General features: G+C 44.8%; 31 protein-coding genes. 26 read left to right on the top strand and 5 right to left on the bottom strand.

Annotated elements, in window-relative coordinates:
• The 14 genes from rpsN (at position 1) to rplQ (ending at position 7,372) form a co-directional block, all read left to right on the top strand.
• Positions 1 to 306 (top strand): 30S ribosomal protein S14, encoded by a 306-nt coding sequence (gene rpsN, locus ACO05V_RS01545; protein ID WP_421846845.1) that lies wholly within the window; start codon positions 1 to 3, stop codon positions 304 to 306.
• Between the two features lie 129 nt (positions 307 to 435).
• Entirely contained in the window at positions 436 to 828 is a 393-nt protein-coding gene (gene rpsH, locus ACO05V_RS01540; RefSeq protein WP_012071922.1) for a 30S ribosomal protein S8, read from the top strand.
• A gap of 8 nt (positions 829 to 836) precedes the next feature.
• A complete protein-coding gene (gene rplF, locus ACO05V_RS01535; RefSeq protein ID WP_421846843.1) occupies positions 837 to 1,370 on the top strand; it encodes a 50S ribosomal protein L6 in 534 nt (177 codons plus the stop codon).
• 10 nt (positions 1,371 to 1,380) lie between these two features.
• The gene (gene rplR, locus ACO05V_RS01530; protein ID WP_421846841.1) at positions 1,381 to 1,731 is read left to right on the top strand and encodes a 50S ribosomal protein L18; all 351 of its coding nucleotides are present in this window, start codon (positions 1,381 to 1,383) and stop codon (positions 1,729 to 1,731) included.
• A gap of 10 nt (positions 1,732 to 1,741) precedes the next feature.
• Complete coding sequence (rpsE, locus tag ACO05V_RS01525) at positions 1,742 to 2,242, top strand: 30S ribosomal protein S5 (protein WP_113918292.1); 501 nt, start codon at positions 1,742 to 1,744, stop codon at positions 2,240 to 2,242.
• A 6-nt stretch (positions 2,243 to 2,248) separates the two neighbouring features.
• Positions 2,249 to 2,434 carry a 50S ribosomal protein L30 gene (gene rpmD, locus ACO05V_RS01520; protein WP_012071918.1) on the top strand — a complete coding sequence of 62 codons (186 nt, stop codon included), beginning with the start codon at positions 2,249 to 2,251 and terminating at the stop codon, positions 2,432 to 2,434.
• A 1-nt stretch (position 2,435) separates the two neighbouring features.
• Positions 2,436 to 2,870 carry a 50S ribosomal protein L15 gene (gene rplO / locus ACO05V_RS01515; RefSeq protein ID WP_072841824.1) on the top strand — a complete coding sequence of 145 codons (435 nt, stop codon included), beginning with the start codon at positions 2,436 to 2,438 and terminating at the stop codon, positions 2,868 to 2,870.
• Positions 2,871 to 4,202 (top strand): preprotein translocase subunit SecY, encoded by a 1,332-nt coding sequence (gene secY, locus ACO05V_RS01510; protein ID WP_421846838.1) that lies wholly within the window; start codon positions 2,871 to 2,873, stop codon positions 4,200 to 4,202.
• A 19-nt stretch (positions 4,203 to 4,221) separates the two neighbouring features.
• The gene (rpmJ, locus tag ACO05V_RS01505) at positions 4,222 to 4,335 is read left to right on the top strand and encodes a 50S ribosomal protein L36 (RefSeq protein ID WP_110577380.1); all 114 of its coding nucleotides are present in this window, start codon (positions 4,222 to 4,224) and stop codon (positions 4,333 to 4,335) included.
• 128 nt (positions 4,336 to 4,463) lie between these two features.
• The gene (gene rpsM / locus ACO05V_RS01500; protein WP_421846836.1) at positions 4,464 to 4,820 is read left to right on the top strand and encodes a 30S ribosomal protein S13; all 357 of its coding nucleotides are present in this window, start codon (positions 4,464 to 4,466) and stop codon (positions 4,818 to 4,820) included.
• 64 nt (positions 4,821 to 4,884) lie between these two features.
• Positions 4,885 to 5,277, top strand: a complete 393-nt coding sequence (gene rpsK / locus ACO05V_RS01495) for a 30S ribosomal protein S11 (protein ID WP_012071913.1) — start codon at positions 4,885 to 4,887, stop codon at positions 5,275 to 5,277.
• Between the two features lie 16 nt (positions 5,278 to 5,293).
• A complete protein-coding gene (gene rpsD / locus ACO05V_RS01490) occupies positions 5,294 to 5,914 on the top strand; it encodes a 30S ribosomal protein S4 (protein ID WP_212916903.1) in 621 nt (206 codons plus the stop codon).
• A 33-nt stretch (positions 5,915 to 5,947) separates the two neighbouring features.
• On the top strand, positions 5,948 to 6,952 hold the full coding sequence (locus ACO05V_RS01485; RefSeq protein ID WP_111608644.1) for a DNA-directed RNA polymerase subunit alpha: 1,005 nt from the start codon (positions 5,948 to 5,950) through the stop codon (positions 6,950 to 6,952).
• Positions 6,953 to 6,994: 42 nt separating this feature from the next.
• Positions 6,995 to 7,372 (top strand): 50S ribosomal protein L17, encoded by a 378-nt coding sequence (rplQ, locus tag ACO05V_RS01480; protein WP_421846833.1) that lies wholly within the window; start codon positions 6,995 to 6,997, stop codon positions 7,370 to 7,372.
• Between the two features lie 131 nt (positions 7,373 to 7,503).
• Here rplQ and uvrA read toward each other — a convergent pair whose 3' ends face one another.
• Complete coding sequence (gene uvrA / locus ACO05V_RS01475) at positions 7,504 to 10,326, bottom strand: excinuclease ABC subunit UvrA (RefSeq protein WP_421846831.1); 2,823 nt, start codon at positions 10,324 to 10,326, stop codon at positions 7,504 to 7,506.
• Positions 10,327 to 10,483: 157 nt separating this feature from the next.
• Between uvrA and ACO05V_RS01470 the strand changes: the two genes are divergently transcribed.
• The 6 genes from ACO05V_RS01470 (at position 10,484) to ACO05V_RS01445 (ending at position 18,395) form a co-directional block, all read left to right on the top strand.
• On the top strand, positions 10,484 to 11,842 hold the full coding sequence (locus ACO05V_RS01470) for an MFS transporter (RefSeq protein WP_421846829.1): 1,359 nt from the start codon (positions 10,484 to 10,486) through the stop codon (positions 11,840 to 11,842).
• 39 nt (positions 11,843 to 11,881) lie between these two features.
• Positions 11,882 to 12,625, top strand: a complete 744-nt coding sequence (gene ssb, locus ACO05V_RS01465; protein WP_421846827.1) for a single-stranded DNA-binding protein — start codon at positions 11,882 to 11,884, stop codon at positions 12,623 to 12,625.
• A 126-nt stretch (positions 12,626 to 12,751) separates the two neighbouring features.
• Positions 12,752 to 13,333 carry a DNA endonuclease SmrA gene (smrA, locus tag ACO05V_RS01460; RefSeq protein WP_421846825.1) on the top strand — a complete coding sequence of 194 codons (582 nt, stop codon included), beginning with the start codon at positions 12,752 to 12,754 and terminating at the stop codon, positions 13,331 to 13,333.
• Between the two features lie 167 nt (positions 13,334 to 13,500).
• The gene (locus tag ACO05V_RS01455) at positions 13,501 to 16,422 is read left to right on the top strand and encodes an insulinase family protein (protein ID WP_421846823.1); all 2,922 of its coding nucleotides are present in this window, start codon (positions 13,501 to 13,503) and stop codon (positions 16,420 to 16,422) included.
• A gap of 97 nt (positions 16,423 to 16,519) precedes the next feature.
• Positions 16,520 to 17,635 (top strand): 1-acyl-sn-glycerol-3-phosphate acyltransferase, encoded by a 1,116-nt coding sequence (locus ACO05V_RS01450; RefSeq protein WP_421846821.1) that lies wholly within the window; start codon positions 16,520 to 16,522, stop codon positions 17,633 to 17,635.
• A 7-nt stretch (positions 17,636 to 17,642) separates the two neighbouring features.
• The gene (locus ACO05V_RS01445) at positions 17,643 to 18,395 is read left to right on the top strand and encodes a lysophospholipid acyltransferase family protein (protein ID WP_421846819.1); all 753 of its coding nucleotides are present in this window, start codon (positions 17,643 to 17,645) and stop codon (positions 18,393 to 18,395) included.
• An 87-nt stretch (positions 18,396 to 18,482) separates the two neighbouring features.
• On the opposite strand, the gene fabB is transcribed toward ACO05V_RS01445, so the two are convergent.
• Positions 18,483 to 19,697: a beta-ketoacyl-ACP synthase I gene (fabB, locus tag ACO05V_RS01440; protein WP_421846817.1), complete on the bottom strand. Its 1,215-nt coding sequence runs from the start codon at positions 19,695 to 19,697 to the stop codon at positions 18,483 to 18,485.
• Positions 19,698 to 19,723: 26 nt separating this feature from the next.
• Complete coding sequence (gene fabA, locus ACO05V_RS01435; RefSeq protein ID WP_113918305.1) at positions 19,724 to 20,239, bottom strand: 3-hydroxyacyl-[acyl-carrier-protein] dehydratase FabA; 516 nt, start codon at positions 20,237 to 20,239, stop codon at positions 19,724 to 19,726.
• Between the two features lie 301 nt (positions 20,240 to 20,540).
• On the opposite strand from fabA, the gene ACO05V_RS01430 reads away from it, so the two are divergent.
• Entirely contained in the window at positions 20,541 to 21,434 is an 894-nt protein-coding gene (locus tag ACO05V_RS01430; protein WP_421846815.1) for an alpha/beta fold hydrolase, read from the top strand.
• A gap of 73 nt (positions 21,435 to 21,507) precedes the next feature.
• Here ACO05V_RS01430 and ACO05V_RS01425 read toward each other — a convergent pair whose 3' ends face one another.
• Positions 21,508 to 22,488, bottom strand: a complete 981-nt coding sequence (locus tag ACO05V_RS01425) for a polyprenyl synthetase family protein (protein ID WP_421846813.1) — start codon at positions 22,486 to 22,488, stop codon at positions 21,508 to 21,510.
• Between the two features lie 282 nt (positions 22,489 to 22,770).
• Between ACO05V_RS01425 and rplU the strand changes: the two genes are divergently transcribed.
• From rplU to ACO05V_RS01400, 5 genes are all read left to right on the top strand, one after another.
• Positions 22,771 to 23,079, top strand: coding sequence for a 50S ribosomal protein L21 (gene rplU / locus ACO05V_RS01420; RefSeq protein WP_012071898.1), 309 nt, complete (start codon positions 22,771 to 22,773; stop codon positions 23,077 to 23,079).
• 31 nt (positions 23,080 to 23,110) lie between these two features.
• Positions 23,111 to 23,368, top strand: coding sequence for a 50S ribosomal protein L27 (rpmA, locus tag ACO05V_RS01415; RefSeq protein ID WP_012071897.1), 258 nt, complete (start codon positions 23,111 to 23,113; stop codon positions 23,366 to 23,368).
• 108 nt (positions 23,369 to 23,476) lie between these two features.
• On the top strand, positions 23,477 to 24,667 hold the full coding sequence (cgtA, locus tag ACO05V_RS01410) for an Obg family GTPase CgtA (protein WP_421846810.1): 1,191 nt from the start codon (positions 23,477 to 23,479) through the stop codon (positions 24,665 to 24,667).
• A 26-nt stretch (positions 24,668 to 24,693) separates the two neighbouring features.
• Positions 24,694 to 25,818, top strand: coding sequence for a glutamate 5-kinase (proB, locus tag ACO05V_RS01405; protein WP_421846808.1), 1,125 nt, complete (start codon positions 24,694 to 24,696; stop codon positions 25,816 to 25,818).
• A gap of 14 nt (positions 25,819 to 25,832) precedes the next feature.
• The gene (locus ACO05V_RS01400) at positions 25,833 to 26,195 is read left to right on the top strand and encodes a diacylglycerol kinase (RefSeq protein WP_421846806.1); all 363 of its coding nucleotides are present in this window, start codon (positions 25,833 to 25,835) and stop codon (positions 26,193 to 26,195) included.
• A 132-nt stretch (positions 26,196 to 26,327) separates the two neighbouring features.
• Here the strand turns inward: ACO05V_RS01400 and rpsT are convergent, their stop codons facing one another.
• A complete protein-coding gene (gene rpsT / locus ACO05V_RS01395) occupies positions 26,328 to 26,591 on the bottom strand; it encodes a 30S ribosomal protein S20 (protein ID WP_012071893.1) in 264 nt (87 codons plus the stop codon).
• Positions 26,592 to 26,694 lie beyond the last annotated feature (103 nt).

Below are 26,694 nucleotides of genomic sequence, written 5' to 3'. Positions count from 1 at the left end.
ATGGCTAAAATATCAATGATTCAGCGCGAAGCAAAACGTACCAAATTAGTAGCTAAATTCGCTGAAAAGCGTGCGGCTCTAAAGGCGATCATTAGCGACGTTAATGCATCGGACGATGAAAAGTGGGAAGCGACGCTTAAACTGCAAGCGCTTCCACGCGATTCATCTTCTTCACGCCAACGTAATCGTTGCCAAATTACAGGTCGTCCGCACGGTGTATACCGTCGCTTCGGTCTGTCTCGTATCAAACTGCGTGAAGCAGCGATGCGTGGTGACGTACCAGGCATGAAGAAAGCTAGTTGGTAAGCAAGTAGAGCGCGATCATAATACATGGCAGTGAGTGGAGTGTCTAAATACTGGACATTCTGCTCGCTGCTGTGTACTATGCGCGAGCTCTATTTGCTGCACAATGGTTTTTAAATTAGGAGCTCTTAAATGAGTATGCAAGATACCCTTGCGGATATGTTTACACGTATTCGTAATGCACAGATGGCTGCAAAGACCTCTGTGAGCATGCCTTCATCAAAAATGAAGTCATCGATTGCTGCTGTTCTACGTGAAGAAGGTTACGTTGGTGACTTTTCTGTAGATGAAGCAGTAAAGCCTACGCTTACTATCGAGTTGAAATACTACGAAGGTAAGCCAGTTATTGAACAAATCAAACGCGCATCTCGCCCAAGTTTGCGTCAATACAAAGGCACTAGTGCTCTACCAAAAGTAGAAGCTGGCCTTGGTGTTGCAATCATCTCTACCTCTAAGGGTGTGATGACAGACCGTGCAGCTCGTGCTGCTGGTATCGGTGGCGAAGTAATCTGCACAGTATTCTAGGAGTTAGTATGTCTCGAGTTGCTAATAGTCCCGTGACGCTTCCTAGTGGTGTAGATTTAACCCTAAATGGACAAAATGTTGTTGTTAAAGGCGGCAAAGGTTCTTTAGAGTTTAATGTTCACACAAGCGTACAAGTGTCTAAAGAAGAAAATGTTATCACCTTCGCTGCGCGCGATGGTGCAAAACAAAGCCGTGCCTTAGCTGGTACAACTCGTGCTTTGGTTAACAACATGGTTGTTGGAGTTAGCCAAGGTTTCGAGAAAAGATTGTTTCTTCAAGGTGTTGGTTACCGTGCTGCGCTTAAAGGCAATGTACTTAACCTATCTCTGGGTTTCTCTCACCCAGTAGATTACGAACTTCCTGAAGGCGTAACAGCTGAATGTGCTTCTCAAACAGAAGTCGTGATCCGTGGCATTGATAAACAAGCCGTTGGTCAGGTTGCTGCAGAAGTTCGTGGTTTCCGTCCACCAGAGCCATATAAAGGCAAGGGTGTTCGCTATTCTGATGAAGTAATTCGTCGTAAAGAAGCTAAGAAGAAGTAGGTAGGCATTCATGAACACTAAAAAACAATCTCGGATTCGTCGTGCACGTCGTGCTCGTTTGCATATTCGTGACTTAGGTGCGAATCGTCTTACTGTACATCGCACACCACGCCATATGTATGCTCAAGTGATTTCTCCTTGTGGTAGTAAAGTGCTAGCTAGCGCTTCTACACTTGAAGAAGCTCTTCGTGGCTCAGCGACAGGCAATAAAGCAGCGGCTAAAGAAGTCGGTACTTTGATTGCTACACGCGCTAAAGAAGCAGGTGTCACTTCGGTCGCTTTCGACCGTTCTGGCTTCAAATATCATGGCCGCGTTCAAGTTCTTGCTGACGCTGCACGTGAAGCCGGTCTAGAGTTCTAAGGGGTAGCAAATGGCAGTTAATGATCAACAAACTAGCGACCTCCAAGAGAAGCTAGTTCAAGTAAACCGCGTTGCTAAAGTTGTAAAGGGTGGTCGTATCTTCTCTTTCACAGCTTTGACAGTCGTTGGTGATGGTAAAGGTAAAGTTGGCTTTGGTCGTGGTAAAGCGCGTGAAGTTCCTCAAGCTATTCAAAAAGCAATGGAACAAGCTCGCCGCAACATGGTTTCTGTTAAGCTAGATGGCGATACTCTTCAGTATCCTGTTAAAGCGAATCACGGAGCGTCTAAAGTTTACATGCAGCCTGCGTCTCAAGGTACTGGCATTATCGCCGGTGGTGCAATGCGTGCGGTTCTAGAAATCGCTGGCGTTCACAACGTTTTGGCGAAATGTTACGGTTCTACAAACCCAGTAAACGTAGTTCGCGCTACGATAAAAGGTTTGCAGGATATGAAAGCACCTGAACAAATCGCGGCAAAACGCGGTAAGTCAGTCGATCAAATTTTGGGGTAATGTGTCATGGCGAATAATACCATCACAGTTCAACTAACCCGCAGCCCGATCGGTCGTCTTCCAAAGCACCGTGAAACTGTTAAAGGCTTGGGTTTGCGTAAAGTTGGCCAAACACGTGAGTTGGAAGATACTCCTTCTGTACGTGGCATGGTTAATAAAGTTTATTACATGGTTAAAGTGGTAGGGGAATAACATGTTCTTAAATACACTTCGTCCTGGCGAAGGTAGCAAGCATGCTCCTAAACGTGTTGGTCGCGGCATTGGTAGCGGCTTGGGCAAAACCGGCGGACGAGGCCATAAAGGTCTTAAGTCTCGCTCTGGTGGCTCAGTAAAACCTGGTTTTGAAGGTGGTCAAATGCCTTTGCAGCGTCGTCTGCCAAAATTCGGTTTTACTTCACGTCAGGCAAAGTATGTTGCTGAGGTTCGTTTAAACGAGCTTGCTGCTGTAAATGCTGAAGTTGTAGATTTGGCTGCTCTTAAAGGCGCCGACATTCTAGGTCATCAAATTAAGACTGCACGTGTGATTTTGTCTGGTTCTATCGACAAAGCTATCACTGTTCGTGGTCTTAAAGTGACTAAAGGTGCTCGTGCCGCTATTGAAGCAGCTGGCGGAAAAGTCGAGGAATAAATGGCAAAGCGTGGCTCACTACCAGCTGGTATGCAAAACGGATTAAGCGAGCTTTGGGCTCGTATTCGTTTTGTCTTTCTGGCAATTATTGTATACCGAATCGGTGCGCACATTCCTGTCCCGGGCATTAACCCTGACAGATTGTCTGCGTTGTTTGATCAAAATGAAGGCACTATTCTGAGTTTATTTAACGTATTCTCAGGGGGCGCGCTTGAGCGCATGAGTATTTTTGCGCTTGGGATTTTGCCCTACATTTCGGCCTCTATTATTATGCAGTTATTGACGGTTGTGAGTCCGCAGCTAGAGCAGCTTAAGAAAGAGGGTGAGGCGGGTCGTCGTAAGATTACTCAATACACTCGATACGGAACAGTGTTACTTGCTCTTGTTCAATCCGCTAGTATGGCGGTTGGCTTGGCAAGTCAAGGGATATCATTTAGCAGCGGTATGGAATTCTATGCTGTTGCGGTTGTTACTCTTGTTGCTGGTACTGTTTTCTTGATGTGGCTAGGTGAGCAAGTTACTGAAAAAGGCATTGGTAATGGTATATCCATTCTTATCTTTGCAGGTATCGTTGCTGGTTTACCTTCTGCTTTAGGTCGTTCATTTGAGTCGGCTCGTCAAGGCGATATCAATATTTTAGCTTTGTTGCTAATTGGTATAATGGCTATTGCGACTATTGCTTTCGTTGTTTTCATCGAACGCGGTCAACGTCGCATAACAGTTAATTATGCTAAGCGTCAGCAAGGCAAAAAAGTATTTGCTGCACAAAAGAGTCATTTGCCTCTTAAAGTGAATATGGCTGGTGTGATTCCACCTATTTTTGCTTCAAGTATCCTTTTGTTCCCTGCTTCGATCGGCCAATGGTTTGGTCAAGGTGAAGGAATGGAATGGCTGCAAAATATCTCTTTGGCTCTAGCTCCTGGGCAACCGCTCTATGTGCTGTTGTTTGCGATAGCAATTGTATTCTTTTGCTTTTTCTATACAGCACTGGTGTTCAACCCTAAAGATGTGGCAGATAACTTGAAAAAGTCCGGTGCTTTTTTGCCGGGTATTCGTCCAGGCGATCATACAGCTCGATATATTGATGGTGTAATGACTCGTTTGACACTGTTTGGTGCTTTGTACATCACTCTAGTGTCGCTGATGCCTCAGTTCTTTGTTGTTGCGTGGAATGTTCCATTCTACTTTGGCGGTACCTCTATGTTAATCGTAGTGGTTGTTGTCATGGACTTTATGTCGCAAGTTCAAAGTCATTTGATGAGTCAGCAATACGAATCATTAATGAAGAAATCTAATCTGACTGGTTATGGTCCAAATGGCCTAATGCGTTAAGCGTTGGTTGGAGTTGAACATGAAAGTACGTGCATCTGTAAAGAAAATCTGTCGTAACTGTAAAATCGTTCGTCGTAACGGTTCAGTTCGAGTGATTTGCATTGAGCCTCGTCACAAACAGCGTCAAGGTTAATAGCGAGTTCGCTCGATGATGGGAAAGGGTGGTTGATTTATGGCCTAAAGATAGGCATAATCAGCCGCCCTCATGAAAGTAAAGTGATGAATTAACATATAATCATCAATAACAACGGAGTAAAGTGAATGGCTCGTATAGCCGGTGTCAATATTCCTGACAATAAACATGCGGTCATTTCTCTGACTTACATCTTCGGAATTGGTCGCACTCGTTCTCTCGCAATCTGCGCTGCTACGGGTGTTGCTGAAACTGCGAAAATTGGTTCATTAAGTGATGATGTCCTTGATGAACTTCGTGGCGAAGTTGGGAAGTATACTGTAGAGGGTGACTTACGTCGTGAAGTCAGTATGTCTATCAAACGTTTGATGGACCTAGGTTGTAATCGCGGGATTCGTCATCGCCGCAGCCTACCAGTTCGTGGTCAACGTACCAAAACGAACGCTCGTACACGAAAAGGCCCTCGTAAGCCTATTCGTAAGTAATTTAAACGCGTTTCGCTCTAGCCACAAGTTCGCTAGAGCTGAGCATTAAATAGGAAAGTGCAATATGGCTAAGCCAGCTACGCGCAACACCAAGAAAAAAGTCAAAAAGACGGTCGTCGACGGTGTTGCTCATGTACACGCGTCATTTAATAACACGATCGTGACTATCACTGACCGCCAAGGTAATGCTTTATCTTGGGCTACTGCCGGTGGTTCTGGTTTTCGCGGTTCTCGTAAAAGTACTCCTTTCGCAGCTCAAGTAGCAGCGGAGCGTGCCGGTACTGTCGCACAAGAGTTCGGCCTTAAAAACGTTGACGTAATGATTAAGGGCCCAGGTCCTGGTCGTGAGTCCGCAGTTCGTGCATTAAATGCATTGGGCTTGCGTATCAATAACATCACAGATGTGACGCCAATTCCGCACAACGGTTGTCGTCCACCTAAGAAACGTCGCGTTTAATTGAGGAGACAGATACATGGCTCGTTATATAGGTCCAACTTGTAAGTTGTCTCGTCGTGAAGGTACCGACTTGCAATTGAAGAGCGGTTCACGCGCTCTTGAGTCGAAATGTAAAGTAGAAACGGTTCCTGGTGTGCACGGTGCACGTCGCGGTCGTCTTTCTGATTACGGCTTACAATTACGTGAGAAACAAAAAGTACGTCGTATGTACGGTGTTCTTGAAAAACAATTCCGTAATTACTACAAATCTGCTGCTCGTCTTAAAGGTGCAACTGGTGAAAATCTTCTGCAACTTTTGGAATCACGTTTAGATAACGTTGTATATCGCGCAGGTTTTGGTTCTACACGTGCAGAAGCTCGTCAACTAGTTGGCCATAAAGGCATTCTAGTTAATGGCGCTACGGTTAACATCCCGTCTTACCAAGTTAAAGCTGGTGACGTTGTGTCAATTCGTGAAAAAGCTAAGAAGCAATTGCGTGTACAAAGCGCACTAGAGCTATCTAAAGGTCGTGCACCGATCCATTGGATCGAAGTTGATTCAACTAAACTGGAAGCTACTTACAAAGCACTTCCAGAACGTGCCGATTTATCAGCTGAAATTAATGAGAACCTAATTGTCGAACTTTACTCTAAGTAAGTCGGTAATTGGGATTAAGAAATAGGTGGATCTATGCAGCGTTCAGTGAGCGAATTGTTAACCCCACGCAACATTGAAGTTCAGGAACTAGGCAACTGTCGCGCTAAAGTCACACTGCAACCACTAGAACGTGGTTTTGGGCATACTTTGGGTAACGCACTGCGCCGTATCTTGCTTTCTTCAATGCCAGGTTGTGCGATTGTTGAAGTTGAAATCGACGGTGTATTACACGAATACAGCGCAATCGAAGGGGTTAAAGAAGATGTAATTGAAATTCTTCTTAACCTGAAAGGAGTTGCGATCGCTCTACACGGGCAAGATGAAGCAACTCTTACTCTAAGTAAAAAAGGTCCTGGTATCGTAACAGCTGGTGATATCCAGTTGGTTGCTGATGCAGAGATCGCTAACCCGGATCATGTTATTGCGCACTTGGATGACACTGCAGAGTTAACTATGCAGATCAAAGTCGCTCGTGGCCGTGGTTATGAGCCTGCTGATGCTCGTGTTGCTGGCGACGATGAGACTCGTCCAATCGGTCGCTTGCAACTGGATGCCTCATTCAGCCCTGTTCGCCGTGTTGCGTACAGTGTCGATAATGCTCGTGTAGAGCAGCGTACAGATTTAGATAAGTTAGTCTTAGACATCGAATCTAATGGTACTATCGATCCTGAAGAAGCAATTCGTCGTGCAGCGACTATTTTACAACAGCAAATCGCGGTTTTTGTCGCCCTTGAAAGCGAAAGCGAAGCGCCTGTTGTAGAAGAAGAGGATGAGATTGATCCAATTTTGCTACGCCCGGTTGATGATCTTGAATTGACCGTTCGCAGTGCTAACTGTTTAAAAGCAGAGAACATTTATTACATCGGTGATTTGATTCAACGTACTGAGGTTGAGCTTCTTAAGACGCCTAACCTAGGTAAGAAGTCGTTAACTGAAATCAAAGATGTTTTAGCACAGCGTGGTTTGTCTTTGGGAATGCGTTTAGAGAATTGGCCGCCGGCTAGTTTGAAAGACGATAGCAAAGTTCTAGCTCGCTAGGTCATTGTTCCCTGACCACCGTAGTTTGGTAAGGAATGTAAAATGCGTCATCGTAAGAGTGGACGTCACTTAAACCGTACTAGCTCACATCGTAAAGCGATGTTTAAAAACATGGCTTCTTCTTTGTTCGAACACGAAGTTATTAAAACTACGTTGCCGAAAGCTAAAGAGCTACGTCGTGTTGCTGAGCCATTGATCACATTGGCGAAAGTTGATTCTGTTGCGAATCGTCGCCTTGCCTTTGCTCGTACTCGTAGCAAAGATGCAGTAGGTAAATTGTTCTCTGAACTTGGTCCTCGTTACCAAGCTCGTCCTGGTGGTTATGTTCGCATTCTTAAATGTGGCTTCCGCACAGGTGACAACGCACCTATGGCTTATGTTGAATTGGTCGATCGTCCAGTTACAGAAGCCGCTGAGTAATATCAGTTTGTAATAAAAAGCCGAGCTATTAGCTCGGCTTTTTTTTGTTCAAAATTTGACTGATATACAGGCATAAAAAAATACCCGAAGAAGTTGGGCTTCTCCGAGTATTATATTTTCTATGAATATGGCTAATTAAGCATTTGTTTTAAGAAGCGACCAGTATGAGAATTTTCTGCTTTAGCGATATGCTCAGGCGTTCCTTCAGCTACTATATATCCGCCACCGCTCCCACCTTCTGGTCCTAAATCTACGATCCAATCCGCTGTTTTTATCACATCAAGGTTGTGTTCAATAACGACGACAGTATTGCCGTGATCTCTTAGACGATGGAGAACTTTTAGTAGCTGTTCTATATCGGCAAAGTGCAGACCTGTTGTCGGCTCATCCAAAATGTAAAGCGTTGTGCCTGTGTCACGTTTTGACAGTTCTTTTGCCAGCTTAACCCGCTGTGCTTCACCCCCAGAAAGCGTTGTCGCCGCTTGTCCAAGGCGAATATAACCCAAACCAACATCTATTAGGGTCTGTAGCTTTCTAGCAATAGAGGGTACTGGATCAAAGAACTCGCGAGCATCTTCAATGGTCATTTCTAAGCATTCGTGAATATTTTTTCCCTTGTAATGAATCTCTAACGTTTCGCGATTGTAGCGCTTACCTTTACAGGTATCACAAGGTACGTAGATATCCGGAAGAAAGTGCATTTCAACCTTTATTACGCCATCACCTTGGCAGGCTTCGCAGCGCCCACCTTTGACGTTAAAGCTGAATCGTCCTGGTTTATAGCCTCGTGAGCGAGATTCTTGTGTCGCCGAGAACAGCTCTCTCATTGGCGTGAAGATGCCAGTGTAAGTTGCTGGGTTTGATCTTGGTGTGCGGCCGATAGGGCTTTGATCGATATCCACGCACTTGTCAAATAAATCTAAACCTTCAATACGTTCATGTGGTGCAGGTTTCAGAGTGGTAGCACCATTAAGTGCTGTGGCAGCAAGAGGGTATAAAGTGCCGTTTATTAATGTCGATTTACCGGACCCGGAAACACCGGTAATGCAGGTCATTACGCCGACAGGGATCTTAAGATCAACCGTATTTAGATTGTTGCCTGTTGCGCCTATCAGCTTAAGGTGTTGTTTGTCCTTAGCTTGATGGCGAATGGCTGGAATTTCAATTTTGCGCTTACCTGTTAGAAACTGTCCCGTAATAGACTCAGGGCAGTCCATTATGTCTTGTGGCGTACCGCTGGCGATAATTTGTCCGCCGTGAATACCTGCACCAGGGCCAATGTCGACAACAAAGTCAGCTACACGAATGGCATCTTCATCGTGTTCAACTACAATGACGGTATTGCCTAAGTCTCTTAGTCTGGTCAGTGTTGCTATTAGTCTTTCGTTATCTCGTTGATGCAAACCAATGGATGGCTCATCAAGGATATACATAACCCCCACTAAACCAGCACCGATTTGACTGGCAAGTCGGATTCGTTGTGCTTCGCCGCCGGATAATGAGTCTGCTTTTCGGTCTAGCGTTAAATATTCCAAACCTACGTTTACCAAGAAGGTTAATCGGTCACGGATTTCTTTAAGAATCTTGGAGGCGATTTCACCGCGTGATCCTGGGAGTTCAAGAGTCTCAAAATACTTCAAGCACTCTGCAATTGGATACGTCACCACTTCTGGCAATGTTTGCTCAGCAATAAAGACGTTGCGAGCGGATCGATTGAGTCGAGAGCCATGACAGTCTGGACAAGGTTGAACGCTGATATACTGCGAAAGATCATCACGTACGCTATCAGATTCTGTTTCGTGATAACGACGTTGTAAGTTTGGAATGACGCCTTCAAATGAATGTGAGCGCGTCATCTTGTCGCCGCGTTCATTAATGTAGACGAAATCTATTTTGTCTTTACCAGAGCCATGCAAAATACGCTTTTTGAATTCATTGGGGATATTTTTGTATTTAGACTCTATGTCGAATCCATAGTGTTTTGCTAAAGCGCTAAGTTGCTGGTAGTAAAAAATACTACGACGGCCCCAGCCTCGGATTGCGCCTTCAGCAAGCGTCAGGGTTTCATCTTGAATGATTCGATCTGGATCAAACATTTGATGAGTACCTAAGCCATCACATGTCTGACAGGCACCATTTGGGTTGTTAAAGGAGAAAAGGCGTGGCTCTAATTCCGTTAAGCTGTAACCACAAATTGGACAGGCGAATTTGCTAGAAAAAATGTATTCTTCTTGCTCATCATCCATGTTGATGACTTTGGCGATGCCATCGGATAAATCAAGGCAAGTTTCAAAGGATTCTGCCAAGCGAAGTTGTAGATCGGAGCGAACTTTGAAACGGTCAATGACCACTTCGATTGTGTGTTTCTTGTTTTTCTCTAGTACTGGAGCGTCATCTAGATCGACGACGATGCCGTCGATTCTTGCACGAATAAAACCTTTTGAAAGCAAGTCGCTAATAGTATGTAAGTGCTCACCTTTTCGATCTTTGACAATGGGCGCAAGCAGCATCATCTTAGTTTCTTCTGGTAGCGATATAACTTTATCGACCATTTGTGATATGGTTTGCGCCTCTAAAGGTTCACCATGATCTGGGCAGCGAGGTTGTCCTGCACGGGCAAATAACAATCGTAGATAATCGTATATTTCTGTTATTGTACCGACTGTTGATCGTGGGTTGTGAGAGGTTGATTTTTGCTCGATAGAAATGGCAGGAGAAAGGCCTTCAATGTGGTCTATGTCTGGCTTTTCCATCATAGACAAAAACTGTCGAGCGTATGTGGAAAGGGATTCAACATAGCGACGTTGCCCTTCAGCGTATAACGTGTCGAAAGCGAGAGAGGATTTACCTGAGCCGGATAGGCCAGTAATCACCACAAGTTTGTCTCTTGGGATGTCTAGGTCCACATTTTTTAAATTGTGTGTGCGGGCCCCGCGTATGGTAATGGTATCCATGATTCTCCAATGTGAAGTCGATCAACAGAAAGAAATCTGTCAGTAAATTAAATAACTGTCTATTTTTACAGTAGTTGAAATGGAGCTTCAACGGTATTTTTTGTAAAATTGGCAATCTTTTTTCTTAACCACCTAGTTAAACGGTTGAAACCTCCTTATGGATCTACTTGAACGTCGTTCAGTTCTTGCTTTAGCGCTGATCTATTTATTCAGAATGTTAGGCTTGTTCCTTATAATGCCTGTCATCAGTGTTGCTGCTGATGGGTTAACTGGCGCAGATGCGGCTTTGATTGGTACAGCGATCGGTATTTATGGTCTGACCCAAGCGAGCTTACAGATTCCGATGGGAATGTGGTCAGATAAAATTGGCCGTAAACGCGTTATTGTCATCGGCTTGTTATTGTTTGCTGTGGGCAGTTTGATTTGTGCCAATGCGAATGATATCAACACTTTGATTATAGGACGAGCGGTTCAGGGCGCGGGTGCCATTGCCAGTACCTTGATGGCGCTATTGAGTGATGTCACGCGAGAGCAAAACCGTACCAAAGCTATGGCGATTGTTGGTATTAGTATCGGCGCCTCGTTTATGCTCTCTTTGGTATTAGGCCCTTGGATTTTTGCCTTAGTCGGGCTTTCAGGTCTGTTTTATTTGTCCTTTGCACTATCTTTACTGGGTATAGTCTTGATCATTTTTGCTGTGCCGAATATTGTCCAGCACACTTTTCGACGCGATACGACACCGAGCCTTTTGGCGTTAGGGTTGGTGTTAAAAGATTCAAGGCTGCGGTTCTTGAATGTGAGTGTTTTATTGTTGCATGCAAGCCTAACCGCTTTGTTTGTCACCGTGCCAAATTTGTTGATTCAGCAGTTTGATTTGCCCTTGTCACAACATAGCTGGCTATACTTAGCCATCATGGGTTTTGCCTTCGCAGGTATGTTACCATTGGTGATTATTGCCGAATCAAAAGGTAAGACAAAAGGCGTGTTAATCGCCGTGATGATTTTGTTAGGTTTAAGCTCAATATTGCTGCAATGGGCACCTTACATTTGGGTGTTTGGTGCGTTGTTGTGGGTTTATTTTGTAGGCTTTAATTCACTAGAAGCCGTGTTGCCGTCTCTTATTAGTAAGTTGGCACCTGTAGGTTATCGCGGCACAGCGATGGGCGTGTTTTCTACCCATCAATTTATGGGATCATTTTTGGGCGGTGTTGGTGGCGGTTGGCTGCTCCAGCATCATTCAAACAGTGGCGTCTTTTGGGTTGTTGGTGTGGTGTTTTTGGCTTGGTCACTTGTTTGTGCCATCCAGCCTGCACCTCGTCAGTTAAGTAGTCTGGCGTTTAGCCTGCCCAATATGACAGATGAAGAAGTAACGAAGTTGGCGGATCAACTTGCGCAAATCCAAGGAGTGGAAGGTATGCAAATTTTTAAAGATGAGCAAACCGCTTATCTGAAAGTCGATAAAAAAATATTAGACAAAGATGCTCTGGTGCGTCTGGCACCGCAAGTGCGTCTTTAAGTAAAACACTATTCTATCTTTTAGTTGGAGAAGAACGTCATGGCACGTGGAATAAACAAAGTAATTTTGATTGGTAACGCAGGCAACGATGCCGAAGTGCGTTTCATGCCATCTGGTGCAGCGGTTGCAAACGTTAATTTAGCGACAACAGAAAGCTGGCGTGACAAGCAAACAGGGCAAATGCAAGAGCGTACGGAATGGCACCGTGTTGCCTTCATGGATCGTGGTAATTTCCGTCTTGGTCAAATTGCAGGCGATTTTATTAAGAAAGGCTCTAAAGTGTACGTGGAAGGTTCATTGCGCACTCGTGAGTGGGAAAAAGACGGCATCAAACGTTATACAACCGAAATCGTCGCGAACGAAATGCAATTGCTAGATGGTCGCGGTGATAACGCTGGACAGCAAAGTGGTGGCTATGACTCTATGCAAGGTGGTGGCGGTTACGGCAATGCACCTCAACAGTCTGCTCCTCAACAAGGTGGGTATGGCCAAGCGCCAGCGCAACAGGCTCCACAGCAACATGCGCCTCAAGGCGGTTTTAATCAGCCTCAAGGTGGCGGTTATGGCCAAGCGCCACAGCAAGCAGCACCGCAGCAGGCGGCTCCACAACAAGCCGCTCCACAGTCTTTTGGTAGCTGGGGGAATGCGCCACAGCAAGCTCCTGCTCAAGCCGCACCGCAACAACGAGCGCCACAGCCAGCTCCTCAACGCGCACCAGCGCCTGAGCCAAAGCCTCAGCAAGCGCCAAACTTTGACGATTTTGACGACGATATTCCGTTCTAGGTTACGTATAAGTTGGAAATCCTTTGATACATTGGTGTTGAAGTAATAAAGGCTCCTGTTTAGGGGCCTTTATTGTTCTATAGTGGTGTGCTAAATAAGATGAGTAAATCAAAGAGGATTTAGGCTGTGAACGACGAAGATGAAACGTCTTTGTTCGCTCAAGAGGTGGCGGGTATTAAGCCACTTAAAAAAAGCGAAGTGTATCTGGGTAAGAAGGGTCCTCAGGTCGACTTTTCAGCTCGCCAAAAGGCGGCGTTGATCGCTAAAGAGGCGGACAGGAATCATTTGTCGCAAGACTATGTTGAAAAAGTCGAGCCCAATGATGTGCTTGAATATAAGCGTCCTGGCGTGCAAGATGGCGTATTTAAGCGTCTTAGGCAGGGTAAGTATGGCATAGAGGCGCGTTTAGATTTGCATCGTCATACCGTGGCTCAAGCGCGGGAGCAGGTGTATCAATTTGCTGATGACTGCATGCGTAACGATATTAGAGTCGCTATTATTGTGCATGGCAAAGGTGATCGTACCCCAGATCCTGATATTCGAGCTATGATTAAAAGCCATATTAATAAATGGTTGAGAGAGCTTGATGCTGTCATGGCGTTTCATAGTGCGCAACGACATCATGGTGGTTTGGGCGCTGTGTATGTATTGTTTAAAAAGACGGAAAAAGCACGCTTGGATGATTGGGAAAAACATCAGAAGCGTTAATGTTCTGTTTCGCCTTAGATGGGGTATTCACGTTAGTTCGTGCAGTAAAAGCCATGTTTTTGCTATAATCCCGCCACTTTGCTGTCTTGGACTTATGTTGTCTTGAATGTATCCAAACTGCCCCAAAACATTGTAATTATCGTATTCTAATTTTATCGAGGTAGAGAATGGCAAATAGCACCGCGCACCATCCTGCGTTTACGTTTCTTCGCAGTGAGTTTATTGATGCTCTGAATGTTACCGTTCAAGAGTTTGAGCACACAATCACAGGTGCTAAACATTTTCATATCGCGTCTGAGAATGACGAAAATGTATTCTTAGTTGGCTTAAAAACCGTTCCGACGGATTCATGTGGTGTCGCGCATATTCTTGAACACACTGTATTGTGTGGGTCTGAGCGTTTTCCTGTGCGTGATCCTTTCTTTATGATGATTCGCCGTTCGTTGAACACCTTTATGAATGCGTTTACGTCTTCCGATTGGACAGCTTACCCGTTTGCCAGTAAGAATAAGAAAGACTTCCATAACCTATTGGGTGTGTATTTGGATGCGGTGTTTTTCTCGCGTCTTGATGAATTGGACTTTTCTCAGGAAGGTCATCGCTTAGAGTTCGCCGAGCCAGACAATGCCGAGTCAGAATTGACGTTCAAAGGCGTTGTATTCAATGAGATGAAAGGCGCGATGAGCTCCACCACGTCGGTGTTGTGGCAAACACTAACCAAATATTTGTTCCCAAATAATACCTATCATTTCAATTCTGGTGGCGAGCCAACGGATATCCCAGATTTATCTTATCAAGATCTATTGGCGTTTTATCGTACGCATTACCATCCTTCCAATGCGGTATTCATGACGTTTGGTGATATTCCTGCTGAAACGCTTCAAGCTGAATTCGAAGAAAAAGTATTAAGCCGTTTTGAACGCTTAGAAGAGCAAGTCAGTGTGCCAAACGCGAAGCGTTATTTCTCGCCAGTACGAGTGGAAGAAGGCTACGCGGCGGATGAAGTGAAAGAAGATGGCAGCCACGTGGTCGTCAGTTGGTTGTTGGGAGAAAGTACCGATCTAAACCAACAGTTCGAAGCACAATTACTGTCTAGCGTTTTGCTAGATAACAGCGCATCACCTTTGTTACGAGTATTAGAAAACAGCGATCTTGGTCGCGCACCATCGCCAATGTGTGGCCTTGAAGACAGTAATAAAGAAATGAGCTTCATGTGCGGATTGGAAGGTGTAAAACGAGAAGATGCCCCGAAAGTGGAAGCTCTTGTGTTGTCGACTCTAGAAAGCATTGCTGAAAAAGGCGTGCCACAAGACATGGTTGATGCCATGTTACATCAATTGGAATTGAGCCAGCGTGAAGTCGGTGGTGGCAGCTATCCTTATGGTTTGCAGCTTATTTTAGCTGGCTTGTCGACTGCCGTTCATGCGGGGGATGTGATTGCCCAGCTTGATCTTGATCCTGTTATCAATGCAATGCGTGAGAAAGTTCAGGATCAGCAATATATTCCGAACTTGATTAAAAACTTGCTGCTAACAAATGCGCACCGAGTAACGCTAACATTAAGCCCAGATGATGCTCTTGAAGCGCGTCGAAATCAGGCAGAAAAAGACCGTTTGAGCAAGATCAAAGCCGCACTGTCAGATGCTGATAAACAGCAAATTATTGCTCGTAGTGCTGCATTGAAAGCGCGACAATCACAAGTGGACGACATGAGTATTCTGCCGAAAGTTGGCTTAGAAGATGTGCCAGCGCGTTTGCCAGAATATGAAAATGAAAAAGTGGCGGGTGATTTGCCGATTACCTTCTACCCACAAGGTACAAATGGATTGGTTTACCAGCAGTTGGTGATTGATTTGCCTGAGCTGGATGAAGAGGAAGCGGAATATTTGCCTCTGTTCTCTTCAATGATGACTGAATTAGGTATTGGCGAAGAAGATTACCTTGCTGTTCAGGAGCGTCAAGCTCAAGTTTGTGGTGGTTTAGGTGCCTCGAATTCGATTCGTGCAACGATTGAAGATCGCCAAGCTCTAAATGGTTACTTCATTTTGTCTTCTAAAGCCTTGGTGCCAAATGTTAAAGCCATGAGCGAATTGTTGAAAGACACTATGCTTAATGTACGTTTTGATGAAGCAAGCAGAGTGAAAGAGCTGGTGGCTCAACGTCGTGCGCGTCGAGAACAATCCATTACTGGCCAAGGTCACTCGCTTGCTATGACAGCGGCGTCTAGTGCGATTTCTGGTTTGGCGGCTCAGCAAGAAAAATGGAGTGGTATGTCAGGTATTCGTTCTGTGATTGCGCTGGACGATGCGATGAAAGCAGATAGCAAAACGGCCGAAAATATCTTGGCTATTTTCAAACGTTTGCATGAGAAATTGCTGCAAGCGAACAAACAGCTTTTATTGGTGGCAGAGCCTCAGCATGAAGTCAATATATTGAACGAAGTTCAGGCTGTTTTTGCAGATTTGCCTGCTGGCAATGCGCAAACTAAGTTTGCCATGGAGGCAGTTGACTCCAAAGTGAATGTTGCTTGGCTGACATCAACTCAGGTGAGTTTCTGCAGTAAAGCTTTCCGTACGGCATTTGGTGAACATCCTGATGTTGCTGCATTGACGGTGTTGGGTGGTTTCTTACGTAATGGTTTCTTGCATCGTGTGATCCGCGAGCAAGGCGGTGCTTATGGCGGCGGTGCGACGTTTGATGGTAGCACTGGCTCGTTCCGTTTCTACTCTTATCGTGACCCTCGTTTGACAGAAACCTTGTCGGACTTTGATGCTTCGATTGAGTGGATGCTCAATGAAACACACTCTGAAGATGCGCTTGAAGAAGCCATTTTAGGAGTGATTGGCTCGATGGATAAACCAGGCTCGCCAGCAGGTGAAGCGCAAAGTGATTTTTATGTGCATCTACATGGTCGTAGCTTGGCCTATAGAGAAGCTTTCCGTGCGAAAATTTTGGCCGTGACGCTTGAGCAGTTGAAGCAGGTAACGAAAACCTATTTAACCAAGGAAAATGAAAACGTCGCTGTGGTTACGTCCACGTCCAAGCGCGCTGAGCTAGAAATACTTGGGTTTGATATTCAGACCCTGTAAAAATATTGAGACCTTTGTACGGAATGACGAGCGCGTTATCGTGCAAAGGCCTCATTTAATAATAAATAACAAAACAGTCTTACTGACGGAAAATTAAATGGATCAGTTTCACGATATACGCCCCTATAACGACGCTGAAGTCGCCGAGGTGTTGAATAATCTGGTCGAAATGCCAGATTTTATTAATACAATTATTGGTTTTCGTTTTGCTCAATGGCCTAAGTTCTTGAATGCGCCATTGGCGTTTTTTGTCAAGCTGGCGCTAAAACGTCAAATTGCCAATATTTCGAATGTTCATGAGTTCCAAATGCGCGTTGCAAGTTACATGGAGCGCATGATTAAAACCACGACATCCAGTGTGGAATACCGAGGGATTGAGAAATTAGAGAAAGGCGTTGGTTATTTATTCTTGTCTAATCATCGAGATATCGCCATGGATCCGGCTTTTGTTAACTATGGTTTGTATTTGGCTGGTTTGGATACGGTTCGTATTGCTATAGGGGATAATTTATTGCGTCGCCCCTTTGTGTCTGATCTGATGCGACTTAATAAAAGCTTTATCGTTAAACGCTCAGCGAATGGCATTCGAGAGATGATGGCGGCTTTTGGACAACTTTCTTCCTACATCACAGAGTCATTAACGAAAGACCAAGCCAATATTTGGATTGCTCAAAAAGAAGGCCGGGCGAAAGATGGCTTGGATCAGACAGATCCTGCGATCATAAAAATGTTCTTTATGAGTCAGAAGAAAGAAAAAATAGCTTTCTCTGATGCGATGGCCAACTTGAAAATTGTGCCTGTCTCAATTGCCTATGAATACGATCCTTGTGCTTTTGATAAGGCGCGTGAGCTGCATCAAAAGTCAACAACAGGTAATTATGAAAAAGCTGAGTTTGAAGACATAGACAGTATTAAGAATGGTATTGTCGGTCAGAAAGGTAAGGTAGTCGTTACTTTTGGCGATGTCATAAAAGATGGTTTTGAAACGCCTGAAGAATTTGTTGCGGAAGTGGATCGCCAAATCATTACTAACTATGCGATCCAGACAACCAATGAAGCGGCGCTTGCGTTGCAGCAAGGATTGCCTACAACGGATAGTTCATTCTCAAGTTATCTTGAGCGTTGTCCTGCAAACTTAAAAGAAACTGTGTTAGCAATGTATGCAAATCCATTGAAACAGCAGCAAAAATATCTAAATAAACATGGGGAGTAAGCTGTCAATGAGTATGTGGGAGTCATCAAGATCTTGGATCGGCTCAACAATATTTGCCATTTACTATATGGTTTCCACCATTATATTTGGTGTTCTTGCGCCTTTCGCGACGTTCTTGTTGCCGAAGAATTATCGTCAACCAGTTTTGAATCTGCATAACAAAGGTTTGCTGTTTGTCTTTCGTATTTTTTGTGGTGTGAAAGTTGAGATAGTTGGCTTAGAGCATATCAATAAAAATCGTCCAGTCGTGCTGGTGGCCAATCATCAAAGTGAATGGGAAACCTATGTGCTGCAAGTGTTGATGGCGCCGGTTTCAACGGTGCTTAAAAAAGAACTGTTGTCAGTGCCTTTCTTTGGTTGGGGATTGCGTATGGTACAGCCAATTGCTATTGACCGCTCTCAACGTACTAATGCTCTGAAACAAATTATCAGTCAAGGCAAAGAGCGTTTAGATGATGGCCGTTCGGTGCTTATTTTTCCTGAAGGGACGCGAATCGCGCCCAATGAGGAGCAAGCCTTTAACAAAGGTGCCGCTATGTTAGCAACGTCGGCAGGTGTGCCTATTCTGCCTGTAGTGCATAACGCTGGTTACACTTGGCCAGGTAAACGCTGGCGCAAGTTTCCAGGATCTATCCGCGTTGTTATTGGGCCCATTATTGAATCAGAGGGTAAAAAAACCTCAGCATTACATGAAGAAATGGATGTGTGGATGCGTGCCGAAATGGCGAAGCTCCCAAAAGGAAATGACTTTCTGTTTTAGCTTTGGCGCTAAACTAACTGCCATGCTAAATTGAAGATATAAAAAAGCCGCATCAATGATGCGGCTTTTTTTGTCACTAAAGATTATTTACGCTGTGTATCTTTTGAATACTAAGCTGGCATTGGTGCCGCCAAATCCAAAGCTGTTAGACATGATCATGTTTAGATTCGCATTGTCTTTACGAGTGGTAACCACTGGAATGTTTCCTGCGGCTGGATCAAGCTCGTCGATGTTTGCAGATGCTGCGATGAAGTTGTTTTCCATCATTAGCAAGCAGTAGATCGCTTCATGAACGCCCGCCGCTCCTAAAGAGTGACCTGAAAGGGATTTCGTAGAGCTAATTAATGGGATATTGTCGCCGAAAGTTTCGTTGACTGCTTGTAGTTCTTTCATGTCGCCAGCAGGTGTGCTTGTGCCATGAGTGTTGATGTAATCAATATCGCCATCAATTGTACTCATCGCCATTTGCATGCAGCGTACTGCGCCTTCGCCAGAAGGAGCAACCATGTCATAACCATCAGATGTCGCGCCGTAACCTACTAGTTCCGCGTAGATTTTTGCACCACGAGCTTTAGCGTGTTCTAGTTCTTCGATAACTAGCATGCCGCCGCCGCCAGCAATAACGAAACCGTCACGATTTGCATCGTAAGCACGAGAAGCCTTCTCAGGTGTTTCGTTGTACTTTGAAGACAGAGCGCCCATGGCATCAAACATACAAGTTTGAGTCCAGCTTTCTTCTTCGCCACCACCTGCAAATACGATATCTTGTTTGCCTAGTTGGATAAGTTCCATGGCATTACCGATACAGTGAGCACTGGTCGAGCAAGCAGACGTAATTGAATAGTTCACGCCTTTAATTTTGAACGGCGTTGCTAAACAAGCAGAAACCGTACTACCCATAGTTTGGGTAACGCGGTATGGACCAACGCGCTTAACACCTTTCTCGCGAAGAGTATCTGCAGAATCAACAAGGTTTTTAGCAGAAGCACCACCAGACCCTGCAACTAAGCCTGTGCGAATATTAGATACTTGGTCTTCCGTTAAACCAGCATCTGTAATGGCTTGTTGCATAGAAACGTAAGCGTAAGTTGCAGCATCGCCCATGAAGCGGCGAACTTTGCGATCAATACTTTCTGCATCTAAATCAATACGACCACAAACGTGGCTACGAAAGCCATGTTCTTTGTAATCTTCAGCGAAACGAATACCAGACTGGCCCTCGCGCAAGGAGTTTAGAACGCTCTCTTTGTCATTGCCTAGGCAGCTGACAATGCCAAGACCTGTTACTACTACACGACGCATAAATGTGCCTCTTTCATTCTTAATCTTTAGAAGTTATCAGTTGAAGTGAATAAGCCTACACGCAGATCTTTTGCTGTGTAAATTTCACGACCATCAACTTTAACACTTCCGTCTGCAATCCCCATCACTAACTTGCGCTCAATTACGCGCTTAAGGTTAATGTGGAAGGTAACTTTTTTCGCTGTGGGGAGGATTTGCCCAGTGAATTTTACTTCGCCAGAACCGAGTGCACGACCGCGGCCTTTATTTCCCTTCCAGCCAAGAAAAAATCCTACTAGCTGCCACATCGCGTCTAAGCCAAGGCAACCTGGCATAACTGGGTCTCCGGGAAAGTGACATGCAAAAAACCATAAGTCTGGATTGATGTCTAGCTCAGCAATTATTTCGCCTTTGCCGTGTTCCCCGCCTTCAGTTGAGATGTGAGTAATGCGATCCATCATTAGCATATTGCCGACAGGAAGCTGGGCATTGCCTGCACCAAACATTTCACCGTGGCCGCATTTTAATAGTTCGTCTTTTTCAAAAGATGAAGCTGTAGTCATTGTAGTCCTATATCCACATCCAGCCGATGACTCAAAATAGTCTGGCGGATTGTCGTGGTCCAGTTTGCAGTAGAAAATCCAACTGATTATATCGGTTTGGAGTCCTAATATGAATGTTTGAACGGAAAAAAACCAAATTACCTGCATGAAAAATGATCATTTCTGCATTGTTGCATGTTTTTCAAGTCTATTGTGAGAAGTGAGCGGTGGTTTTAGGGGGATTTGTTATTGCCGATCATTATTATGTTTTTCTGTTAAAGTGTCTGTTTTAGTAATGTCTTGGGTGTTTTGAGTGTCTTTTATGATTTCAAAAAGAAATGTAAGTCTTGCTGCTTGGCAGTATCAATTTGACGGTGGTCATATTGAAGGCTACTTGACTCCGATGATGGGTAATCGGTCAACGATTCATTTTCTTCACGGTAATGGTTTTTCGGTAAGGACTTACTTGTGTTTTTTAGAAAAGCTCGAAGGCTATAATTTTATTATGCAAGATGCCGCTGGTCATGGAGAGTCAACCGCAGGAAAACGTTTTGTTGGTTGGAATGCTACCGCCTCGCGTTTTGTTGAATCATTGGGTTCGCAACGGTCGGTGTTACCTAAGAATGAACTGATTGGTATTGGGCATAGCTTTGGTGGCTGCATGACGGCGTTGATGAGTGAGCAAGAACCTGCGCTTTTCGACCGTTTGATATTGTTGGATCCTGCGCTTTTTCCGCCTCGTTTAATCTGGATGATGCGTGGTGTAAAGCTGGCAGGCTTAAAAAGCCAAATTCCCTTAGCGAAACAGGCCAGCCGTCGTCGTACTCAATGGGAAAGTTTTGCTCAAGTGAAAAATAGTTTTTTTGAGAGAGGAATCTTTAAAGGCTGGGAAGACGCCTGCTTAGAGGATTATATTGCGTCATCTATTAAGCGTGATGACAAAGGGCACTATCAGTTAGGTTGTCCGTCTTGGATGGAGGCGGCGATTTTTTCGAGTTATCCTAAGCGGCTCTGGAGCGTAATTGCGAAGATATCTGTGCCTACTTATATCATACAAGGCAAAGATACTTTCGATTATTTCAAAGAAGCTTATAGATTAGCGGCAAAACTGAATCCGAACATTCAGGTGATTGAGGTCGAAGGCGGGCATTGTTTTATGCAGCAGCATTCAACGATGGCTGCTCAGATGGTCATGGATCTGTTAAGAAAAGACTAGAGTGGGGCGTTAATACAAAAAAACGCCAAACATGATCTGCTATGTTTGGCGTTTTATTTTGCTGGTTTAGTAACTAGTTCCGACGCTTCACAGAAGCATTTGCGAGTGCAGTAAGGGCTGCTTTATAGTTGGACTCAGGTAGCGGTGCAATGGAGTCTATGGCTAGGTCTGCTTGCTCTTGCGCTTTTTGCTGAGTGTATTCGATGGCGCCACAGTTTTGCACGTCATTTATAATGGCGTCGAGCTGATCGAGTCCACCGGTTAGTATAGCTTGCCTGACTCGCTCTACTGCGTCTTTAGGGCCATGCTTCATAGTGAAAATGAGTGGTAAAGTAGGTTTGCCTTCTGCAAGGTCATCGCCAACACTTTTGCCCATTTCCTCAGCGGTGCTGGTGTAATCCATTACGTCATCGATTAATTGGAAAGCCGTTCCGACATACATTCCAAAATGTCTTAGTGCTTCTTGGTATTCTGTACTTGCGCCCGCAATAACCGCTCCGCAAAGAGCTGCACCTTCGAACAGTTTTGCTGTTTTGTATTGAATAACTTTCAAATAGCTTTCTTCAGTTGTATCTGGGTCGCCGCAGTTAATAAGCTGCTGAACTTCGCCTTCGGCAATGATATTGGTTGTTTTAGCTAGAATGCTCATGCATTGCATGCTGCCAACATCCACCATGATTTGGAAGGCGCGAGAGTAAAGGAAGTCACCAACTAAAACGCTTGGTGCATTGCCCCATTCTTCATTGGCTGTTTTTTTGCCGCGGCGCATATCCGATTCATCCACTACATCGTCATGCAGAAGTGTTGAGGTGTGGATAAATTCGATGATGGTTGCCATTTGAATGGCTTGATCGAGTTTTGGCTTATCTAGTTCAGCGCTCGCTTTAGCTGCTAATAAAACCAAAAGAGGCCGCAGTCGCTTTCCACCATTACTTATGATGTAGTAGCCGATTTGCTCGATTAAAGGGATGTCACTACTAAGTTGTGACACAATATAGTCGTTCACTTGGCCAAATTCATTGGCCACAACATCGTGTATTTGTATAGGTTGCATGCAATTTCCGAAGCTAAATAGTCCCAAGCTGATCAGCAAGTGTGCCTCATGCTAGGTAAGGCTTGTGTCAGGGTCAACCTAAAACATAAAAAATGTATAAAGACATTGCTTTTGGCTTGTATTAGGTGGTGTGATTTTGTACAATCTCGCGTCCGATTTACCCACATTTTGCTCCCTATCATATGGTTAGTGATTTTTGTCCGATTCGGTCAAAAACTTATTGCCACTAGAAGTAGGTCAAATTCAATTTCAGTAGCCGGGTAAATCTCATTGGAGAAGAACATGTTTGCAGTGATCAAAACTGGCGGTAAGCAATACCGTGTAGAAGAAGGCCAAACCCTTAAGGTTGAGAAATTAGCTGTTGAAGAAGGTGGCGCGATTCAATTCGATGACGTTCTTCTTGTATGCAACGGCGACGACGTTAAAGTTGGTGCACCAGTTGTAGAAGGCGCTAAAGTAACAGCGGAAGTTGTTGCTCATGGTCGCGGAGACAAAGTGAAAATTTTGAAATTCCGTCGTCGTAAGCATTCTATGAAGCGTATGGGTCATCGTCAGTGGTTCACGGAAGTGAAAATAACTGGTATTAACTAAGCGCTAACTATTCAAATTTAAGGAGTAAGTCATGGCTCATAAAAAGGCGGGTGGTAGTACTCGTAACGGTCGCGATTCCGAGTCGAAACGATTAGGTGTCAAACGTTTTGGTGGTCAAGTTGTGATCCCAGGTAACATCCTTGTTCGTCAGCGTGGAACACAGTTTCACCCAGGCGTTGGTGTTCAAATTGGTAAAGATCACACTTTGTTCGCTGTTGTTGAAGGCCAAGTGAAGTTTGAAGTGAAAGGTAAGTTGAAGCGTCGTACAGTTTCTGTCGTAGCTGCTTAATCGCTTACTAAAAACTTAAAAAAAGCTCCGCGACGCGGGGCTTTTTTTTTGGAAGAATTCTATAATCAGATTCTGTTGATTCTGATAATCCACCGAAGAGGTGTTATTGTGAAATTTGTTGATGAAGCCAGTATCTACGTAAGAGCGGGTAAAGGTGGAAATGGGGCGTTGAGCTTTTGGCGTGAGAAATTTGTCGCTAAAGGTGGCCCAGATGGCGGTGATGGCGGTAATGGCGGTAGTGTCATACTGGTTGCTGATGAAGCCTTGAACACTCTGATCGATTTTCGTTTTACGAAAAAGTATATCGCTGAGAGTGGTGAAGGCGGTCAAGGTCGAGACATGACTGGCTCGAAAGGGCCAGATCTTGAAATTAAAGTGCCAGTTGGTACGACGGTTATTGATGATGATACGGGCGAAACGCTGGGTGATCTTGTTCGTGATGGTCAGGCATTAAAAGTAGCGCAAGGTGGTCATCATGGTTTGGGGAATACTCGATTTAAATCAAGTACTAACCGTGCGCCAAGACAGACGACTAAAGGTACGGTAGGTGAAGAGTGTACATTGAAGCTAGAGATGAAAGTCTTGGCGGATGTGGGTTTGCTTGGTCTTCCTAATGCGGGCAAATCGACGTTTATTCGTGCGGTTTCTTCTGCTAAGCCAAAAGTCGCGGATTATCCTTTTACAACCTTGGTGCCAAACCTTGGTGTGGTAAAAGTTAAGAAGCACCAGAGCTTTGTGGTTGCCGATATTCCTGGCATTATCGAGGGTGCATCTGAAGGTGCTGGCCTGGGTATTCGTTTCTTGAAGCACTTGGTTCGTAACCGTATTTTGTTGCACATCGTTGATTTGGCGCCTTGGGATGAAATTACCCCAGCTGAAGCGGCGGTTATTGCGGTAAATGAGTTGCATCAGTTTAGCCCTGCTTTGGCAGAGCGTGACCGTTGGTTGGTTTTGAATAAAACCGATATGGTGCCAGAAGATGAGCTGGAAGAGCGCTGCCAGAGCGTTATTGACGCACTTGGTTGGGAAGGTAAGGCTTACCGTATTTCTGCGATATCAGGTGAAGGCACAGAAGTGTTGTGTCTAGATCTTATGACGGCGCTTGATGAAAAACGTGAGTTGTTGTTAGAAAGCCCAGAAGCACGCGAGAAAGAAAAAGCAATGCGTACCTTGATTGATGAAGAAGGTCGAAATCGTATCATGTCGTTGCGTGAAAAACGTCGTAAAGCTGGTTTGTTGGTGGATGACGACGATTTTGATGAAGATGATTACGATGTTGAAGTGGAATACGTTAGCTAATTTGATTGGTGAGAATAAGTAGTATCATGGAAATGCGAGAGAAAATAGCTAAGGCGCAGCGTGTCGTTGTTAAGATCGGCAGCGCGTTATTGACAAACGATGGTCAGGGGTTAGATGTTGCCCGAATTGGTCTTTGGGTTGCTCAAATTGCTGAGTTAAGAGCGCAAGGGAAGGAAGTCGTTTTAGTGTCTTCTGGTTCTATTGCAGCTGGTATGAAGCGTCTTGGTTTTTCTTCTCGCCCCACTCAGGTGAATGAATTGCAGGCTGCCGCGGCAGTTGGGCAGATGGAGCTAGTTGGGGTCTATGAGTCTCACTTTGAGAAGCATGGTTTGTGTACAGCGCAAATTTTGCTTACTCATGATGATTTGTCTAATCGTCGACGCTATTTAAATGCTCGATCTTCATTGCGAACTCTGCTTGGCTTCGGTGTTGTACCTATAATTAACGAAAATGATACGGTTGTAACCGACGAAATTCGTTTTGGCGACAATGATACGCTGGGCGCCTTGGTTGCTAATCTTATCGAGGCTGACTTGTTGATTATCCTTACGGATCAGCAGGGATTGTTCGATAAAAATCCACGTGACCATAAAGATGCAACGCTAATCTCTCATATTTCAGCATCGGACGATCGTCTTGAGTCGATGGCGAGTGGAGGTGCTGGTGTGCTTGGTAGTGGTGGAATGTTAACGAAAGTGCGAGCGGCGCTTTTGGCTGCGCGTTCCGGTGCGGATACCTTGATCGCGTCAGGTCGCGAAGAAAATGTGATTGTTCGTGTTGCGTCAGGCGAAATGTTAGGAACTTGGTTGCAGCCAGAGCACGGAAGAGTGGCGGCGCGTAAGCAATGGTTAGCAGGGCACTTGAAGAGTCGTGGTGCCTTGATTTTAGATGATGGTGCTGTAAAGGCGTTGCGAAAAGCAGGCACGAGTCTTTTGGCTGTTGGAGTGAAAGATGCGCAGGGTGCTTTTTCGCGCGGCGACATGGTTATTTGTGTCGATTTGCAAGGTGGTCTGGTTGCTCGCGGCTTAGTGAACTACAGTGTGGCTGAAACGCTGAAGCTGCTTGGTCAGCCTTCTTCTAATATTGGAGCGATTTTGGGTTACAAGGGTGAGCCAGAATTAATTCATCGTGATGATTTAGTTATTATTTAAGAGGTAGTGGTGTCATGGCAAAGCCAGGAAAAGTGGGTTTAGATCGCGTATTGAGTACTTCGAAATATTCCTACCAAGGTTTGCGAGCTCAATGGAAATATGAGGCGGCTTTTCGTCAAGAGGCTATTTTGTTTTTGATTTCTTTGCCTTTTGCTATCTGGCTTGGTGATACGGGTCTTGAGCGTGCGGTGCTGATTTTTTCTGTAGGTTTGGTGTTGATTGTTGAGACGCTGAATTCAAGTGTTGAGGCGGTGGTTGATCGAATTAGTAGTGAGCATCATGAGTTGTCTGGTCGGGCGAAAGATTTAGGCTCGGCAGCAGTGATGTTGGCTTTGGTCTTGGCGGCAGTGGTTTGGCTGGTGGTGTTATTTGGCTGATGCGGTTTAGATAGTGCTTTTTGGGCGGTATTATTCAGATGGAAAAGTCTTGGGGCTTTGAAAGGTGTGTGCTTTAAAAGGTATAAACAAAAGACATAAAAAAACCGGCATTTGCCGGTTTTTTTATAGGTATTAGGCCAGTGCTTTGATTTTAGCACTCAAGCGGCTCTTATGGCGAGCTGCTTTGTTTTTGTGATATAGGCCTTTGTCAGCGGCTTTGTCTAGCTTAGAAGTTGCTAGAACGTAAGCTGCTTGTGCGTCAGCTTGATTGCCTGCTTCGATAGCTGCATCTACTTTTTTCAAGTATGTGCGAACCATTGAACGAAGGCTACCATTGTGAGCGCGGCTTTTTACTGCTTGGCGCGCGCGTTTTTTTGAACCGGCGGAATTTGCCACGGTCTGGCTCCTTTAATTTTGGAATAAGTAATGACCCAGCACTGTGCTGTGTCATGAAATTAATGTCAAGTTTTAACTTTGAAATCTCGCGGCGGATTTTACC

It is taken from the genome of Marinomonas sp. (assembly GCF_965225885.1).
Classification (GTDB): Bacteria; Pseudomonadota; Gammaproteobacteria; order Pseudomonadales; family Marinomonadaceae; genus Marinomonas.
Note: the sequence above shows the minus strand (reverse complement) of the source record. Positions and strands in the feature narration are given on the sequence as shown.

Excerpts from the sequence above, each read along its gene's own strand:
- rplF (WP_421846843.1), top strand. The coding sequence starts at position 837 with ATGTCTCGAGTTGCTAATAGTCCCGTGACGCTTCCTAGTGGTGTAGAT.
- rplO (WP_072841824.1), top strand. The coding sequence starts at position 2,436 with ATGTTCTTAAATACACTTCGTCCTGGCGAAGGTAGCAAGCATGCTCCT.
- ACO05V_RS01485 (WP_111608644.1), top strand. The coding sequence starts at position 5,948 with ATGCAGCGTTCAGTGAGCGAATTGTTAACCCCACGCAACATTGAAGTT.
- rpmA (WP_012071897.1), top strand. The coding sequence starts at position 23,111 with ATGGCTCATAAAAAGGCGGGTGGTAGTACTCGTAACGGTCGCGATTCC.
- rpsD (WP_212916903.1), top strand. The coding sequence starts at position 5,294 with ATGGCTCGTTATATAGGTCCAACTTGTAAGTTGTCTCGTCGTGAAGGT.
- rpsN (WP_421846845.1), top strand. The coding sequence starts at position 1 with ATGGCTAAAATATCAATGATTCAGCGCGAAGCAAAACGTACCAAATTA.
- ACO05V_RS01455 (WP_421846823.1), top strand. The coding sequence starts at position 13,501 with ATGGCAAATAGCACCGCGCACCATCCTGCGTTTACGTTTCTTCGCAGT.
- rpsE (WP_113918292.1), top strand. The coding sequence starts at position 1,742 with ATGGCAGTTAATGATCAACAAACTAGCGACCTCCAAGAGAAGCTAGTT.
- secY (WP_421846838.1), top strand. The coding sequence starts at position 2,871 with ATGGCAAAGCGTGGCTCACTACCAGCTGGTATGCAAAACGGATTAAGC.
- fabB (WP_421846817.1), bottom strand. The coding sequence starts at position 19,697 with ATGCGTCGTGTAGTAGTAACAGGTCTTGGCATTGTCAGCTGCCTAGGC.
- fabA (WP_113918305.1), bottom strand. The coding sequence starts at position 20,239 with ATGACTACAGCTTCATCTTTTGAAAAAGACGAACTATTAAAATGCGGC.
- rplR (WP_421846841.1), top strand. The coding sequence starts at position 1,381 with ATGAACACTAAAAAACAATCTCGGATTCGTCGTGCACGTCGTGCTCGT.
- rpsM (WP_421846836.1), top strand. The coding sequence starts at position 4,464 with ATGGCTCGTATAGCCGGTGTCAATATTCCTGACAATAAACATGCGGTC.
- ssb (WP_421846827.1), top strand. The coding sequence starts at position 11,882 with ATGGCACGTGGAATAAACAAAGTAATTTTGATTGGTAACGCAGGCAAC.
- ACO05V_RS01445 (WP_421846819.1), top strand. The coding sequence starts at position 17,643 with ATGAGTATGTGGGAGTCATCAAGATCTTGGATCGGCTCAACAATATTT.
- ACO05V_RS01430 (WP_421846815.1), top strand. The coding sequence starts at position 20,541 with ATGATTTCAAAAAGAAATGTAAGTCTTGCTGCTTGGCAGTATCAATTT.
- ACO05V_RS01450 (WP_421846821.1), top strand. The coding sequence starts at position 16,520 with ATGGATCAGTTTCACGATATACGCCCCTATAACGACGCTGAAGTCGCC.
- rpmJ (WP_110577380.1), top strand. The coding sequence starts at position 4,222 with ATGAAAGTACGTGCATCTGTAAAGAAAATCTGTCGTAACTGTAAAATC.
- rplU (WP_012071898.1), top strand. The coding sequence starts at position 22,771 with ATGTTTGCAGTGATCAAAACTGGCGGTAAGCAATACCGTGTAGAAGAA.
- ACO05V_RS01470 (WP_421846829.1), top strand. The coding sequence starts at position 10,484 with ATGGATCTACTTGAACGTCGTTCAGTTCTTGCTTTAGCGCTGATCTAT.
- uvrA (WP_421846831.1), bottom strand. The coding sequence starts at position 10,326 with ATGGATACCATTACCATACGCGGGGCCCGCACACACAATTTAAAAAAT.
- rpsH (WP_012071922.1), top strand. The coding sequence starts at position 436 with ATGAGTATGCAAGATACCCTTGCGGATATGTTTACACGTATTCGTAAT.
- ACO05V_RS01425 (WP_421846813.1), bottom strand. The coding sequence starts at position 22,488 with ATGCAACCTATACAAATACACGATGTTGTGGCCAATGAATTTGGCCAA.
- ACO05V_RS01400 (WP_421846806.1), top strand. The coding sequence starts at position 25,833 with ATGGCAAAGCCAGGAAAAGTGGGTTTAGATCGCGTATTGAGTACTTCG.
- proB (WP_421846808.1), top strand. The coding sequence starts at position 24,694 with ATGGAAATGCGAGAGAAAATAGCTAAGGCGCAGCGTGTCGTTGTTAAG.
- rplQ (WP_421846833.1), top strand. The coding sequence starts at position 6,995 with ATGCGTCATCGTAAGAGTGGACGTCACTTAAACCGTACTAGCTCACAT.
- rpsK (WP_012071913.1), top strand. The coding sequence starts at position 4,885 with ATGGCTAAGCCAGCTACGCGCAACACCAAGAAAAAAGTCAAAAAGACG.
- rpmD (WP_012071918.1), top strand. The coding sequence starts at position 2,249 with ATGGCGAATAATACCATCACAGTTCAACTAACCCGCAGCCCGATCGGT.